The following is a 14,505-nucleotide window of genomic DNA, read 5'->3' on the forward strand; positions in this document are numbered from 1 at the left end:
CGACAACCCCGTGCGCATCACCAGCCCCGCGAAATTCGCCCACCTCTGCGGAGCAGCCCCGATCCACGCCTCCTCAGGCACCCGCACCCGGTACCGCCTCAACCGCGGCGGCAACCGGCAAGCCAACCGGGCTTTGCACACCATCGTCACCACCCGACTGCGCACCGATGAACGCACCCGCGCCTACCTCGCCCGACGCACCACCGAAGGCAAAACCCGACGAGAGATCACCCGCTGCCTCAAACGCTACGTAGCCCGCGAGATCTACCACCACATCGCCGCAACACCCGTCCCGCTCGCGGCTTGACTCTTATAGGAGCATCGCTCGGCGGGATCTGGTGCACGGTCGGGGAGCTCAGGCGGGCTGACCGCCCGCGGTCACCAGCCGGGCGCGCCGATCGCCAGGAACGACAGGTGGCTGGGGTGCTTGGCGTCGAGGACGAGCGCCTGGCGACGACCCCGCGCGCGCAGAAGATCCGGCACGACGGTGAGGTAGCGCGGGAAGCTCGACGCGTAGACGTCGACGCGGAGACGGTGGCCGATGTCGAGCACGGCGTCGGTGGGCACCAGGTCGATGTCGATGGGCACCGGGACGTCGGCGGGCACCGGCAGCTTCCGTCGGCGACTGAGGTGGTGGTACGGCGAGAGCAGGGTGCCGTCCTCGGCGTACTCCGACCGCGACTTGTCGTAGGCGCGGTTGGAGACGGTGAGCGCACCGTTCGTGAGCACCGTGGACGTGCCGTCGGGGGCGACGTCGTTGACGGTCACCGCCCACGTGCCCTCGTTGCCCGTCGTCGAGACGTAGAGGTGCAGGTTCATCGCACCGGAGATCTGCGTCCGCTCCCGCGCGGGGGCCGTCGTGAAGGTGAGGCCACCGGCCTCCTGCCCGCGGGCGTCCACCGTGTAGTCGCGGCCGAGCATCGCGGTGATGCCCGCCGTCACCTGCGTCATGTCGCGCGAGCGGAGTCCGCGGGTGTCCGGGCGCACGCCGAGCGCGCGACGCCCCCGCGGACGATCGGTGCCGAGGGCCCCGTCGAACACGGCGTGGTCCGCGGTCGACGAGCAGGCGTCGGTCAGTTCGAGGCGACGCACCGTCGCGCCGGGACGGGGGAAACTCTCCCCCGACGTCCAGGACCCGCCCTGCTGCTGCAGGGTGACCGGACCGTAGTGCTCGACCCCGTTGTCGATGTCCTTGAGCCAGCGGTCGAACCACGCCCGCTCGAGGACGTCCACGCGCGGTGGGTTGCCCGTTCCGCCGAAGCCGGCCCCGGCGTCGATGTGGTAGCCGTCGGCGACGACGAGCTGCTTGCGACCGGGCGCCATCCGCAGGTGCTGATAGACCGACGTCGCGCTCCGACCGAAGAGGTCGTGCCAGGCGCCGAACAGGAAGGTGGGCACGTCGATCCGCTCGACCTCGGGATCGCGCTCGTCGAAGTAGGGATCGTCGTAGATCCGGTCGTCGCGGCCGGTGAGGAAACCCCATGCGAGAGAGCCGACCTCGGTGGCCGGCGAGGCCACGCGGTGCCGCAACCAGTGCAGTGCCTTGCCGTCGACGAGGTCGCCGGCCGCGGTGGCCGGGTTCGGCAGCCACTTCAGGACGTTGACGACGCCGAGCCAGATCGGGATGAACAGCGACGGCATCCCGCCGGTGATGTAGATGTCGCGCACGATGTCCTCGCAACCCTCGACGGCGAAGACCGCCTTGAGGCCGGCGGGTCGTTTGTCGGCGGCCTGCAGCGAGTTGATGGCCGAGTACGACCACCCCGCGAGACCGAAGGTGCCGTCGCACCACGACTGCTCGGCGACCCACTCGCAGATCTCCACCGAGTCCTGCTGCTCCCGCGCGCCCAGGATCTGCCACTTGCCGTGCGACGACCCCGTGCCGCGCACGTCGACGATGACCTGGGTGTACCCGCTGCGCACGAGGCTGCGGTTGATGCCGAACACCTCGAGCGCCCCGCCCGACAGGGTCTGGGTGACCCCCGTGACACCCGCGAGCGGGGTCCCGGTGAGGTCGACGGCGCCCGCGAGGCCGCGCAGCCCGCGCCCGAAGACCGGGTTGTGCAGGGCGGTGTCGATCGCGTCGAGCAGGGCGCGGTTGTACGGGTTCATGCTGATGATCGCGGGGTGCGCCGCGGGGACGGCACTGCGCATCGCGTCGGCCGGGCGGATGACCGTGGCGCGCAGGGTGACGCCGTCGGACATGACGATCTCGACGTCGCGGTCGATGGAGACGTGCGGGTAGCGCTGCGGTCCGTCGACGAGCTGGGTCCACCGCAGGGCGTCGGCGCCGCCGGTCGGGTCACCGAGGGGAAGGGTGGGCAGCGGTGCCGTGCGGTCGCCGACCGTCCGCCGCGGGACGGGGACCGCACGCGGCGCTGTGGACGTCGGCCGGATGGCCGGCACGTCGCCGGGTTCTGCAGACACTGTCATCTCGTGCACCTTCGCTGTGGCGGGTGAGCACGTGTCTGCGACCCTCACCTGCGTGGATGTGCCGGTGATCGCAGCGGACGCGTCCTCGAGTCCACTCCCTCGTCGGTGGTCACGACCCCGCCGATTGTGGCGCAGGTCACGACCATGTTCGATCGAATGTAACCGAACCTATTGCGCGGCCACGAGGGGCCTGCGGGCTTCGTGACAACAGTGGAATCGCTCCATCCGACCGTTATGCAACCGTCACTTTCCGCACACCGTCCGGGCGGCCGGGACGTGTGCCCGCGCCGCGATTTGGAGTGCCGGCCCGACGCCCCGTACGCTGGGACACCAGTGCGTTCGTCGCCTCGACGACACGCTCTGATCGTTCAACCAGAGACCGTCGGTCGATCTCTCCGCACGGAGGGTTCCGAAGGCCCGGTGTTCACGCCGGCGACCCACGCAGGTGATCGAGGTGTGACCGTGCTGCCGACCGTGTCGGTGTGCCTCTCTCGCGCCCCGGACAACTGCGTCCGGGGCGTTCGTCGTCTCACGGGCCCGCGATCCCCCAGGGGAGTCGCCCGGCACGAGATGCACAGAGAGGAGGCGAGACATGGCCAAGTCCGAGAAGGTCGCCGCTGTCGCGGAGATCGCGGAGCAGTTCAAGGGTTCGACGGCCACCGTCATCACGGAGTACCGCGGTCTGTCGGTGAAGCAGATCTCCGAGCTGCGTCGTTCGCTCGGCGAGGGCACGACGTACTCCGTCGCCAAGAACACCCTGGTGAAGCGTGCCGCCGGTGAGGCGGGCATCGAGGGACTCGACGACCTGTTCGTCGGCCCCACGGCGATCGCCTTCATCGAGGGCGAGCCCGTCGTCGCGGCGAAGGCGATCAAGAACTTCGCCAAGGACAACAGGGCGCTCGTCGTCAAGGGCGGGTACATGGACGGCCGCGCGCTGTCCGTGGCCGAGATCGAGCAGATCGCCGATCTCGAGACCCGCGAGGTCCTGCTGGCCAAGCTGGCCGGTGCCATGAAGGGCAACCTCAGCAAGGCCGCCGGGCTGTTCACGCAGCCCGCGTCGCAGGTGGCGCGTCTCGCCGCGGCCCTGCAGGAGAAGCAGTCGGGGGACGCGGAGTAGTCCTCCGCCACACCCCTCCACACCCGGCGGCATCCGCTGCCACCACAGAAACCATCCCCGCGGGGATCGACACCCCCACCGGGGTCTGACAGGAAGGACGCCATCATGGCGAAGCTCAGCGCCGACGAGCTCATCGATCAGTTCAAGGAACTGACCCTGCTGGAGCTCAGCGAGTTCGTGAAGAAGTTCGAAGAGGTCTTCGAGGTCACCGCGGCCGCTCCGGTCGCCGTCGCGGCCGCGGGTGCGCCCGCCGCCGGCGGTGCCGCCGAGGCCGCTGCCGAGCAGGACGAGTTCGACGTCGTCCTCGAGGGCGCCGGCGACAAGAAGATCCAGGTCATCAAGGTCGTCCGTGAGGTCGTCTCGGGCCTGGGCCTCAAGGAGGCCAAGGACCTCGTCGAGTCCGCCCCCAAGGCGATCCTCGAGAAGGTCGACAAGGAGGCCGCCGACGCCGCCAAGGCCAAGCTCGAAGAGGCCGGCGCGTCCGTCTCGGTCAAGTGACGCCGGCTCGCTGACGCGAGCTACCCCTGCGTAGGTTCCCTGCGCGGACCAGACGAGGCCACCCCGCATCCGCGGGGTGGCCTTGTCGTCGTCTGAGCCCGATTTCGCGCCGTTGTCCCAGCTAGAAGGCCTATTCCCCATGCGGGTCACGAAATGGGGCGTTGATGTTCGGCGATAGCGAACCGTGGGTTACAGTGACTCGAACCACAAGCGGGGCGGGAACAGCAGAGGGAGTCCGATAGTGGGTGTCGAGGTCAGTGTCGAGGGGCTCACCAAGTCCTTCGGCTCCCAGAACATCTGGCGCGACGTCACCCTGACGCTCCCCGAGGGCGAGGTCTCGGCTCTCCTCGGCCCGTCGGGTACCGGCAAGTCCGTGTTCCTCAAGGCCCTCATCGGTCTGCTCCACCCCGAGCAGGGCTCGGTCATCGTCGACGGCACCGACATCACGAAGTGCTCCTCGAAGGAGCTCTACGAGATCCGCAAGCTCTTCGGTGTTCTCTTCCAGGACGGCGCGCTCTTCGGCTCGATGAGCCTGTTCGACAACACCGCCTTCCCGCTGCGCGAGCACACCAAGAAGGGGGAGAGCGAGATCCGTGACATCGTCATGGAGAAGCTCGACCTCGTCGGTCTGGCCGACGCCGGCGACAAGCTGCCCGGCGAGATCTCCGGCGGTATGCGCAAGCGCGCCGGTCTGGCCCGCGCGCTCGTGCTCGACCCGCAGATCATCCTCTGCGACGAGCCGGACTCCGGTCTCGACCCGGTCCGCACGGCCTACATCTCGCAGCTGTTGATCGACATCAACGCCGAGATCGACGCGACGATCCTCATCGTCACGCACAACATCAACATCGCCCGGACCATCCCGGACAACATCGGCATGCTGTTCCGCAAGGAACTCGTCATGTTCGGGCCCCGCGAGGTGCTGCTCACCTCCGAGGAGCCCGCGGTCAAGCAGTTCCTCTCCGGTGACCGCTTCGGTCCGATCGGCATGTCCGAGGAGAAGGACGACGCGACCGCCGCCCAGGAGGCGCAGCTGGCCGAGGCCGGCGTCTCCGGTGGTGGCACGAAGGACGACTTCTCCGAGATCATCCCGCAGGTGCAGCCCAACCCGGGCATGCCGGAGCGGAAGGCGGCCGCTCGCCACCGCGAGCGCGTCGAGGAGATGCTGCACACCCTGCCGGAGAACGCTCAGCGTGCGATCCGCGAGTCCCAGCAGGCCGAGGACGAGATCCGCGAGGAGCGTCAGAAGGTCGACGCCCAGAACGGTGACGGCCGCAACGGTTCCGAGCGGGACGGTCACGACGACCAGTACGCCGGATCCGACGCGAACACCGAGCAGTTCCCGGCCTACCGGGCCGGCAACGCGTGACCGACACCGTCCTCTCCGACAGCACGACCCTCCCTGACAGCACGACGACAAGGGCATCTCGATGAGCTCAGCCACCACGCGTGGCGTCGAACGGGTGAACCAGGCCGGTAGCGCGGCGTTGACACAGACGGGCAACATCGTCCAGCTGTTCGCCGACGTCATCCGGAACATCTTCGTCCGCCCGTTCCAGCTGCGTGAGTTCGTCCAGCAGGCGTGGTTCATCGCCAGCGTGACGATCCTGCCGACCGCGTTGATCGCGATCCCGTTCGGTGCCGTGGTCTCCCTGCAGACCAGTTCGCTGATCCGTCAGCTCGGCGCCGAGTCGTTCACCGGTGCCACCAGCGTGCTGGTGGTGGTGCAGCAGGCCGCCCCGGTCATCACCACCCTGCTCGTCGCGGGTGCGGCCGGCTCGGCCGTCGCCGCCGACCTGGGTTCGCGGACCATCCGCGAGGAGATCGACGCCATGCGGGTGCTGGGCATCAACCCGGTCCAGCGCCTCGTCGTGCCGCGTGTGCTCGGCATGGTGCTCGTCGCGGTCCTGCTCAACGGCCTCGTCTGCGTCGTCGGCATCGCCGGCGGCTACTTCTTCAACGTGATCGTGCAGGGCGGCACCCCGGGTGCCTACCTCGCCTCGTTCTCGACGCTGGCCCAGCTGCCCGACCTCTACATCGCCGAGATCAAGGCCGCGATCTTCGGTCTGCTCGCCGGTGTGGTCGCGTCCTACAAGGGACTCAACCCGGCCTCCGGACCCAAGGGCGTGGGTGAGGCGGTCAACCAGAGCGTCGTCATCACGTTCCTGCTGCTGTTCTTCGCGAACCTGATCCTGACGGCCGTGTACCTGCAGATCGTCCCTCCTCGGGGCTCGTAGAGGGGATCGACGATGACCATCGCCAAGAGCAGGGCAGACCAGCTCAACTACCGCCTCCGCCAGGGCGTCAACGCACCGTTGAAGGTGCTCGACGGCGCCGGCGAGCAGATGTCCTTCTACGGTCGCGCCGTCGGATGGGCGCCGCGCACCGTCACCCATTACCCGAAGGAGATGCTGCGTCTCCTCGCCGAGGTGGCGTTCGGTGCCGGCGGTCTCGCCGTCATCGGCGGCACGATCGGCGTGATGGTGCTGCTGACCGGCTTCACCGGCGTCGTCGTCGGCCTGCAGGGCTACGCGGCGCTCGACCAGCTCGGTTCGCAGGCCCTGACCGGCTTCCTCTCCGCCTACGTCAACACCCGTGAGGTCGCGCCGCTCGTCGCCGGGCTCGCGCTGTCGGCGACGGTCGGGTGTGGCTTCACCGCCCAGCTCGGTGCCATGCGGATCTCCGAGGAGATCGACGCGCTCGAGGTCATGGCGGTCCCGTCGGTGCCGTTCCTGGTGACCACCCGCGTGGTGGCCGGGTTCATCGCCGTCATCCCGCTCTACGTCCTCGGGTTGTTGGCGTCGTACCTGGCGACGCGAACGGTGACCACCGTGTTCAACGGGCAGTCACCCGGTTCGTACGACCACTACTTCAACCTGTTCCTGCCACCGGTCGACGTGTTGTGGTCCTTCGGCAAGGTCCTCATCTTCGCGTTCGTCATCATCCTGGTGCACTGCTACTACGGCTACTACGCCAGCGGCGGCCCGGCGGGCGTCGGCGTGGCCGTCGGACGTGCCGTGCGTGCGGCGCTCGTCCTGTTGGCCGTGCTCGACTTCTTCCTGGGCCTGGCGATCTGGGGCACCAGCACGTCTGTGAGGGTGGCGGGCTGACATGGGTGGGAAACTGCGTATCCGACTGCTCGGTCTGGTCTTCTTCGTCGTCGTCGCGCTCTTCATCGGCGGCACGATCCTGAAGTTCAATCAGACGTTCACCTCGTTCACCGACGTGGACCTCGCGACGGACTCCGCCGGCAACAACCTGCCGCCGAACGCCGACGTGAAGGTCCGCGGACTCATCGTCGGTCAGGTGCGGGACGTGAAGGCCTCCGACAACGGCCGCGTGACGGTGACCCTGGGCCTCGAGCCCGACAAGGCCAAGATGCTCCCGGCCAACGTCACCGCGCGCATCCTGCCGAAGACCCTCTTCGGCGAGCGTTACGTCTCGCTGGTGCTCCCGCAGAACCCGGACGGGTCGACGCTGGGCAACGGCGACACGATCGCCACCGACTCGAGCGGCAACGCCCTCGAACTGCAGACCCTGTTCGACCGGCTGCTGCCCGTGCTCGACGCGATCCCACCGCAGGACCTGTCGGTCACGCTCGGCTCGCTGTCGAAGGCGTTGCAGGGCAACGGCGATCGACTCGGCGCGACGTTCGACGAGCTGAACAACATCTTCTCCCAGGTCAACGCGAACATGCCGGAGCTGCAGGGCACGATCCGCGGCCTCGCCACGTTCTCGCAGACCTACTCGCAGGCCCTGCCGGACGTGATCGACGCGCTCGACACGCTGCGCACGACGTCGAACACGTTGGTGGAGAAGCAGGGGGACCTGCGGGCCTTCATCTCGACGGTGCAGAAGGCGACGGTGGAGACCACCGACTTCCTGACCACCAACCGTCGGGACCTGTTGGACCTGTCCATCGAGTCCGAGCCGCTGCTGACCGCACTGGCCACGCAGTCCCCGGCCTTCGGGTGCACGTTCAAGAACTTCGCCGGACTCATCCCGGAGGTGAACAACATCGTCGGCAAGGGCACCAAGAACCCCGGTGTGCGCGTCACCCTGACGTTCTCCAACCCGAAGGGTCGGTATCTGCCGAACCAGGACGAGCCCCGACTGCTCGACAACCGCGGGCCGCGCTGCTACCCGAAGCACTACGAGCAGGGACGTCCGTTCCCGCAGTACCCGGGTGGGTCGATCAACGACGGTTCGTACCAGGTGCCGTCGCGCAACCCCGGCCCGCAGCGGGTCGCGCAGCTCCCCATCCCGGACTTCTCGGCCACCCCGGCCGGGACGATCCAGCCGAGCGTCTACGACGACCCGCAGAACAAGGTCGCGCTCAAGGCGATCATGGCCGCCGAGGCCGGCACCGACCCCGCTGACGTCCCCGGCTGGATCGCGCAGATCGTCGCCCCGGGCCTGCAGGGAGCGCAGGTGACCGTCAAATGAGAGGTGGGTTCCTCGGGCCGCTCATCCGGCTCGTGATCTTCGCTGTCGTGACCGTGCTCGCCACCGGCGCGCTCGGTCTGACGATCGCCAACTCGGGCACGTCGGGCGACAAGAACTTCTCGGCGATCTTCACCGACGCCTCGCTGCTCAACCCGGGTGACGACGTCCGCATCGCGGGTGTGCGCGTCGGGACGGTGCAGTCGGTGCAGGTGCACGACCACAACCTCGCCAAGGTCGACTTCTCGATCAACCGCGGGGAGCTGCCGCAGGGTGTGCAGGTCTACATCCGGTTCCGCACGCTGACCGGCATCCGGTACCTGGCCCTGGAGAAGGGCCCGGGCGACCCCGGCCAGACCATCGGCACGGGCACGACGATCAGCCAGGCGAACACGCACCCCGCGGTGAACCTGACCGACCTGTTCAACGGGTTCCGCCCGCTGTTCCAGGAGCTGACGGCCGACGACGTGAACAAGCTGTCGGAGGAGATCATCAAGGTCTTCCAGGGCGAGGGTGGCACCATCACCCAGCTCGTGTCCGACACCGCGGACCTGACCAACACGATCGCCGACAAGGACCAGGTGATCGGTGACCTGATCACCAACCTGACCAAGGTGCTCGACACGGTCAACCGCAACGACGACCAGTTGACCGACCTGCTCACGACGACCGAGAAGTTCGTCACCGGGCTGGCCGCGCAGCGGAACTCGGTCGGGTCGGCCATCACCTCGGTCGCCAACCTGACCGCGGTGACGAGCTCGATCCTGACGCCGACCCGCCCGTCGATCCAGGGCAGCATCGCGTCGATCAACGACCTGTCGAAGATCATCACCGATCGCCGCGGCGAGGTGGAGAAGACGCTCGAGACGCTGCCGATCAAGGCGCAGAAGATCGGCCGGGCCGCCACCTTCGGCTCCTGGTTCCAGTTCTATCTGTGCGGCATCGACATCGTCGCCGGCAACGGCAAGAGCACGCTGCTGAGCCAGCCGCTCATCCCGCTGCCCGACATCAACCACGTCCTGTACACCAACGTCGCGACGCGATGCTGGGCCGACGACAAGCCGCCGAGCTAGGGAAGGAGGCAGACATGGCACCCAAGAACGAGAACCGTCGTCCCGACGCACCTCGTCGCAGTCCGATCACCGTCGGTGGTCTGGGCCTGCTCCTGCTCATCATGGTGACGCTGTCGGCGTTCTTCCTCGGCAGCCTGCCGCTGGTCGGCGCGGGCACGGTCTACCAGGCCGACTTCACCGAGGGCGCGGGCATCAAGTCCAACGCCGAGGTCCGTGTGGCCGGCGTGAAGGTGGGCAAGGTCCAGTCCGTGCAGATCCACGGCGACAAGGTGCGGATCGCGTTCCAGGTCAACAACACCTGGGTCGGCGACCAGACCACCGCGTCGATCCAGATCAAGACGATCCTGGGCCAGAAGTACCTGCAGATCGACCCGCGCGGGGACAAGCTGGCCGACCCGAAGAAGGTCATCACGCAGACGACGTCGCCGTACGACGTGATCGAGGCGTTCCAGGACGCGTCGCGGCAGATCACCGACGTGAACACCGACCAGTTGGCGACGAGCTTCCGGACCCTGTCGGCGGCGTTCGCGGGCACCCCGAACGAGATCGGCAACTCCCTCGACGGGTTGAGCCGGTTGTCGCAGACGATCGCCTCGCGCGACCAGGAGGTCCGTCGGCTGCTGGAGGCGACGAAGGGGACCAGCCAGATCCTGGCCGACCGCAACCGTGAGTTCACGCGGTTGATCGCCGGCGCGGGGGACCTGCTCGACGAGTTGAACAACCGTCAGCAGGACATCAGCCGACTGCTGCAGTCGACGACGACCCTGTCGGTGACGTTGACCGGGATCGTCCGGGACAACGAGCAGCAGATCGGTCCGGCGCTCGAGTCGCTGAAGGGTGTCACCGACATCCTGCAGCGGCAGGACAAGAACCTGCGTGACTCGATCACCTACCTCGCACCCTTCTACCGGCTCTACGCCAACGTCCTCGGCAACGGACGCTGGTTCGACACGGTGATCAAGAACCTTCTGCCGCCCGGCCTGCCGGCGCAGAACACGACCCGGCCGCCGAACAAGTACCGGCTGCTCAACAACGGCGGAACGGAGGCGACCGGATGATGTCCGACCAGTCCGCCCGGCACGACCTCCGGGACACCTCCGGTCCCGGCAGGTGGTTCACGCCGCGGCACATCGCGATCCTGGTGACCACCGTCGTCGTCGCGCTCATCGCGGCCGGCGTCCTGTGGTGGGTGTTCACGTCCATCTCGAAGACGCACATCACCGCGTACTTCAAGAGCAGCGTCGGCATCTACGAGGGCACCGACGTCCGCATCATGGGCGTCAAGGTCGGTTCCGTCGACAAGGTGGAGCCCCAGGGCGAGCAGGTGAAGGTCGAGCTCAGCGTCGACGGTGGTCAGCCGCTGCCGGCCGACGTGCGCGCGGTGCAGATCACGCCGTCCGTCGTCGCCGACCGCTACATCCAGCTGACGCCGACGTACCACGACGGTGATCGCAAGGCGGGCAAGGACATCACGCTCAGCCTCAACCAGACGATGGTGCCGGTCGAGGTCGACCAGCTCTACTCCAGCGTCGAGAAGCTGTCGAAGTCGCTGGGCCCGCAGGGCGCCAACCGCCAGGGCGCTCTGAGCGACCTGATCACCACGGGCGCGAAGAACCTCAGCGGCAACGGCGACAAGCTGGGCCAGACGATCGAGAAGCTGTCCGCGGCCACGCAGACCCTGTCGGACTCGCGCGGCAACCTCGTCGACACGATCAAGAACCTCGACGTCTTCGTCGGGGCCCTGGCCGACAACGACGCCCAGGTGCGGCAGTTCAACACCCAGCTCTCGTCGTTCTCGGAGTTTCTCGCCGGTGAGCGGCAGCAGCTCGGTCAGGCGCTGAACAAGCTGTCGATCGCCCTCGGTGACGTCGCGACGTTCGTCCAGGACAACCGGATCGCCCTCGGCGACCGGGTGCGTGAGCTCCTGCCGACGACCAAGACCCTGGCCGACACGACGAACTTCCAGAAGGAGATCCTCACGGTTCTCCCCGTCACGCTGAGCAACCTGGCCAACGCCTACAACGCCGAATCGGGAACGCTCGACCTGCGCGTGGTGCTGCCCGAGCTGCAGAGTCTGGCCGGCACGAGCTGCAAGCTGCTCGACCTCGGTCAGCTCAAGCCCGGCGACCCGGCGTTCGTGCAGTTCAGCAACACGCTGCGGCCGATCCTGAACCAGTGCGCGAACATCACGTCACAGATCGACCAGGGCATCAAGACGCCGACGTTGAACCTGCCGTTCGGCATCCTCAGCACCGACAACCAGCAGCGTCGCGGCGCTGTGCCGGGCACCGTCCCGGGCACACCGTCGCCGGGACTGTCCGGAGGACCGCGATGACCCGCCGGGTGATGCGTGGCCGCCTGCGGGCCGCCGCCGTGGGTGCGGCCGGCCTGGTGGCCGCGATCGTGATGACCGGGTGTTCCGGTGGCATCTACTCGGTGCCGCTGCCCGGTGGTGCGGACACGGGTGACAACCCGCGGACGTACAAGATCCAGTTCGACGACGTGCTCGACCTGGTGCCGCAGTCGGCGGTCAAGCTCGACGGCGTCACGGTCGGCAAGGTCACCAAGATCGAGATCGCGCCGAACCAGTGGTCGGCGCAGGTCGAGGTGCAGGTCAAGAACAAGATCGACCTGTCGGACAAGGCGCAGGCCAACGTCGAGCAGACCAACCTGCTGGGTGAGAAGTTCGTCGCCCTGGTCGACCCGTCGTCGAACGCCGGCGCGCCGCGCCAGCCGGAGAACGAGGCCATCCCGACCGACCGGACGCGTACCGCGACGACGATCGAGCAGGTCCTCGGCGCGCTGTCGATGCTGCTGAACGGGGGCGGGATCGCGCAGATCACGCCGATCGTGAACGAGCTCAACAAGGCGTTCGAGGGCCGTGAGGGCACGGTCAAGTCGCTGCTCAACCAGACTCAGCGTCTGATCTCCTCGCTGGACGACCAGAAGAACGACATCACGCGGGCCATCGACGGCCTGGCGACTCTGTCGGACCGGACGTCGCAGCAGACCCAGCAGATCGACCGCATCCTCAACCAGCTGCCCGCCGGTGTGAAGGTGCTCGAGGACCAGCGTCCGCAGTTCGTGACGCTGCTGCAGAAGCTCGACTCGCTGGGTCAGGTCGGTGTCGACATCCTGGGTCGGGCGCGCAACGAGATCATCACCGACCTCCGCGCGCTGCGTCCGACGCTGTCGGCGCTCGCCGGCGCGGCGCCGGATCTCATCACCGCCGCCCCGCTGCTGTTCACCTACCCGTTCCCCGACGACCTGCTGCCGGGTGTCCGCGGTGACTCGACCAACCTGTTCCTCTCGGTCGACCTGCGACTGCTCAACCAGCTCGAGGCGCTCGGCGTGGGTCAGCCCGAGCCGCGGTACGTCCCGGTCGGCAGCGGTCCACCGCAGAAGGTCGACCCGCGGAACCCGTACTACAACGGCAACGGTGCCCGGCTCGGGTTCCCGACGATCACGCTGCTGCCGCTGCTCAACTCGCGGCCGGGGCCGAACACGCCGCCGTCGGGTGGGCAGTACAGCCTGCTGCCGTCGCCGCGACAGGGACAGACCGCTCTGACCGCGCCCGCCGCGATGCTGGCGCCCGGTGCGACGGGAGGGGGCAGGTGATCCCGAAGCTCGCGAAGTGGCAGCTGATCGTGTTCGCGATCATCGCCATCGTCGCCGTCGCCTACGTGGGTGCCACCTACGCCCGTCTGGACAAGTTGTTCGGCATCGGGACCTACACGGTCCACGCCGACTTCCCGGACTCCGGCGGCATCTTCACCAACGCCGAGGTCACGTACCTCGGTACCCCGGTGGGCCGCGTCGGGTCGCTGCAACTGCGTCCCGACGGTGTCCGCGTCAACCTGACGATGAACTCGGGTGACGCGAAGATCCCCGCGACCGCGCAGGCCGTGGTGGCCAACCGCTCGGCCATCGGTGAGCAGTACGTCGACCTGCGTCCGTCGTCGACGGGTGGGCCGTACCTGAAGGAGGGGTCGGTCATCACCAACACCTCCATCCCGGTGCCTGTGCAGGACGTCATCTCCTCGGCGGTCGACTTCACCGGGTCGGTCCCGCTGAACGACCTGCGGACCGTCGTGACCGAGCTGGGCAAGGCGTTCGACAACAACGGGGAGAACCTGCGCACGCTGGTCGACTCCCTGGCGAACCTGTCGAAGTCGGGCAACGACAATCTGCCGCAGACCATCTCGTTGATCCGCAACTCCGACACCGTGCTGACCACCCAGGCGGCGCAGTCCGACGAGATCCTCAACTGGTCGCAGAACATCGGGCTCATCACCGCCCAGCTCGCGACCAGCGACCCCGATCTCCGTCGCCTGCTCACCACCGGTCAGACGTCGGCGTCGCAGCTGTCGGCGCTGCTCGAGCGCAGCGGCGGCGACATCACCACCGCCGTCCGCAACCTCGCGCTCGACGTGCGCAACGTGAAGGGCACCTACGCGGGGGTCTCCCCGGCGCTGGCGCTGCTGTCGGCGGTGTCGTCGGCGAGCTACAGCCCCGCACCCGGCGACGGCACGATCCACTTCGGCGCCACCCTGGAGACGAACAACCCGCCGTCGTGCACGTTCGGGTACGAGGGAACGCAGCAGATCATCGCCGAGGAGAAGCGGAAGAACCCGAACTTCGACATCAACTACGACGACTTCCCGTTCAACACCGACGCGAAGTGCTCGTTGCCGCAGGGCAGCCCGACCGGTGTCCGCGGTGCGCAGAACGCCGTCTACGCGGATCCGTACACGCCGCAGCCCTGGGACAACATCCCTAAGAAGGATCCCGACAAGCTGAACCTGAACCCCCTGGTCACGCAGCTGTCGTACCTGCTCGGGGTGTTCCCGCGCTGACCTCGCCGGCCGCACACCGACCCTGTCGGTGTGCGGCTGTCGTGTGTCCGGCGCCGGTGTGGGGGAGCTCTCAGAGTCCATGACT

The 14,505-nt window shown here is 67.9% G+C and carries 13 protein-coding genes; 12 read left to right on the top strand and 1 reads right to left on the bottom strand.

Going from position 1 to position 14,505, the window contains the following annotated elements; all coding sequences use genetic code 11:
- Nucleotides 1–307: transposase (locus LX12_RS20785; RefSeq protein WP_253656526.1), on the top strand; the 307-nt coding region annotated here is incomplete at its 5' end.
- A 71-nt stretch (nt 308–378) separates the two neighbouring features.
- Here the strand turns inward: LX12_RS20785 and LX12_RS20790 are convergent.
- Nucleotides 379–2,433 carry a CocE/NonD family hydrolase gene (locus LX12_RS20790; RefSeq protein WP_253656527.1) on the bottom strand — a complete coding sequence of 685 codons (2,055 nt, stop codon included), beginning with the start codon at nt 2,431–2,433 and terminating at the stop codon, nt 379–381.
- A 592-nt stretch (nt 2,434–3,025) separates the two neighbouring features.
- Between LX12_RS20790 and rplJ the strand changes: the two genes are divergently transcribed.
- The 11 genes from rplJ (at nt 3,026) to LX12_RS20845 (ending at nt 14,420) form a co-directional block, all read left to right on the top strand.
- A complete protein-coding gene (rplJ, locus tag LX12_RS20795) occupies nt 3,026–3,550 on the top strand; it encodes a 50S ribosomal protein L10 (protein WP_253656528.1) in 525 nt (174 codons plus the stop codon).
- A 105-nt stretch (nt 3,551–3,655) separates the two neighbouring features.
- Nucleotides 3,656–4,048 (top strand): 50S ribosomal protein L7/L12, encoded by a 393-nt coding sequence (gene rplL / locus LX12_RS20800; RefSeq protein WP_253656529.1) that lies wholly within the window; start codon nt 3,656–3,658, stop codon nt 4,046–4,048.
- Between the two features lie 241 nt (nt 4,049–4,289).
- Nucleotides 4,290–5,417 (top strand): ABC transporter ATP-binding protein, encoded by a 1,128-nt coding sequence (locus tag LX12_RS20805; RefSeq protein WP_253656530.1) that lies wholly within the window; start codon nt 4,290–4,292, stop codon nt 5,415–5,417.
- A gap of 61 nt (nt 5,418–5,478) precedes the next feature.
- On the top strand, nt 5,479–6,285 hold the full coding sequence (locus LX12_RS20810) for an MlaE family ABC transporter permease (protein WP_253656531.1): 807 nt from the start codon (nt 5,479–5,481) through the stop codon (nt 6,283–6,285).
- A 12-nt stretch (nt 6,286–6,297) separates the two neighbouring features.
- Entirely contained in the window at nt 6,298–7,158 is an 861-nt protein-coding gene (locus tag LX12_RS20815) for an MlaE family ABC transporter permease (protein WP_253656532.1), read from the top strand.
- A gap of 1 nt (nt 7,159) precedes the next feature.
- On the top strand, nt 7,160–8,494 hold the full coding sequence (locus LX12_RS20820) for an MCE family protein (protein WP_253656533.1): 1,335 nt from the start codon (nt 7,160–7,162) through the stop codon (nt 8,492–8,494).
- On the top strand, nt 8,491–9,564 hold the full coding sequence (locus LX12_RS20825) for an MCE family protein (RefSeq protein ID WP_253656534.1): 1,074 nt from the start codon (nt 8,491–8,493) through the stop codon (nt 9,562–9,564). Before LX12_RS20820 ends, LX12_RS20825 begins: the two co-directional genes overlap by 4 nt.
- Before the next feature lie 14 nt (nt 9,565–9,578).
- Nucleotides 9,579–10,622, top strand: a complete 1,044-nt coding sequence (locus LX12_RS20830) for an MCE family protein (RefSeq protein ID WP_253656535.1) — start codon at nt 9,579–9,581, stop codon at nt 10,620–10,622.
- Nucleotides 10,622–11,899, top strand: coding sequence for an MCE family protein (locus LX12_RS20835; protein ID WP_372505118.1), 1,278 nt, complete (start codon nt 10,622–10,624; stop codon nt 11,897–11,899). The genes LX12_RS20830 and LX12_RS20835 overlap by 1 nt, the downstream gene beginning before the upstream one ends.
- On the top strand, nt 11,896–13,182 hold the full coding sequence (locus LX12_RS20840; protein ID WP_372505119.1) for an MCE family protein: 1,287 nt from the start codon (nt 11,896–11,898) through the stop codon (nt 13,180–13,182). Before LX12_RS20835 ends, LX12_RS20840 begins: the two co-directional genes overlap by 4 nt.
- Nucleotides 13,179–14,420: an MCE family protein gene (locus LX12_RS20845; protein WP_253656537.1), complete on the top strand. Its 1,242-nt coding sequence runs from the start codon at nt 13,179–13,181 to the stop codon at nt 14,418–14,420. The genes LX12_RS20840 and LX12_RS20845 overlap by 4 nt, the downstream gene beginning before the upstream one ends.
- The last annotated feature ends 85 nt before the right edge of the window (nt 14,421–14,505 follow it).

The sequence above is a fragment of the Williamsia serinedens genome (assembly GCF_024171725.1).
Classification (GTDB): Bacteria; Actinomycetota; Actinomycetes; order Mycobacteriales; family Mycobacteriaceae; genus Williamsia_A; species Williamsia_A serinedens.

Coding starts and splice junctions, on each gene's coding strand:
- LX12_RS20790 (WP_253656527.1), bottom strand. CDS start 2,433: ATGACAGTGTCTGCAGAACCCGGCGACGTGCCGGCCATCCGGCCGACG.
- rplJ (WP_253656528.1), top strand. CDS start 3,026: ATGGCCAAGTCCGAGAAGGTCGCCGCTGTCGCGGAGATCGCGGAGCAG.
- rplL (WP_253656529.1), top strand. CDS start 3,656: ATGGCGAAGCTCAGCGCCGACGAGCTCATCGATCAGTTCAAGGAACTG.
- LX12_RS20810 (WP_253656531.1), top strand. CDS start 5,479: ATGAGCTCAGCCACCACGCGTGGCGTCGAACGGGTGAACCAGGCCGGT.
- LX12_RS20815 (WP_253656532.1), top strand. CDS start 6,298: ATGACCATCGCCAAGAGCAGGGCAGACCAGCTCAACTACCGCCTCCGC.
- LX12_RS20820 (WP_253656533.1), top strand. CDS start 7,160: ATGGGTGGGAAACTGCGTATCCGACTGCTCGGTCTGGTCTTCTTCGTC.
- LX12_RS20825 (WP_253656534.1), top strand. CDS start 8,491: ATGAGAGGTGGGTTCCTCGGGCCGCTCATCCGGCTCGTGATCTTCGCT.
- LX12_RS20830 (WP_253656535.1), top strand. CDS start 9,579: ATGGCACCCAAGAACGAGAACCGTCGTCCCGACGCACCTCGTCGCAGT.
- LX12_RS20835 (WP_372505118.1), top strand. CDS start 10,622: ATGTCCGACCAGTCCGCCCGGCACGACCTCCGGGACACCTCCGGTCCC.
- LX12_RS20840 (WP_372505119.1), top strand. CDS start 11,896: ATGACCCGCCGGGTGATGCGTGGCCGCCTGCGGGCCGCCGCCGTGGGT.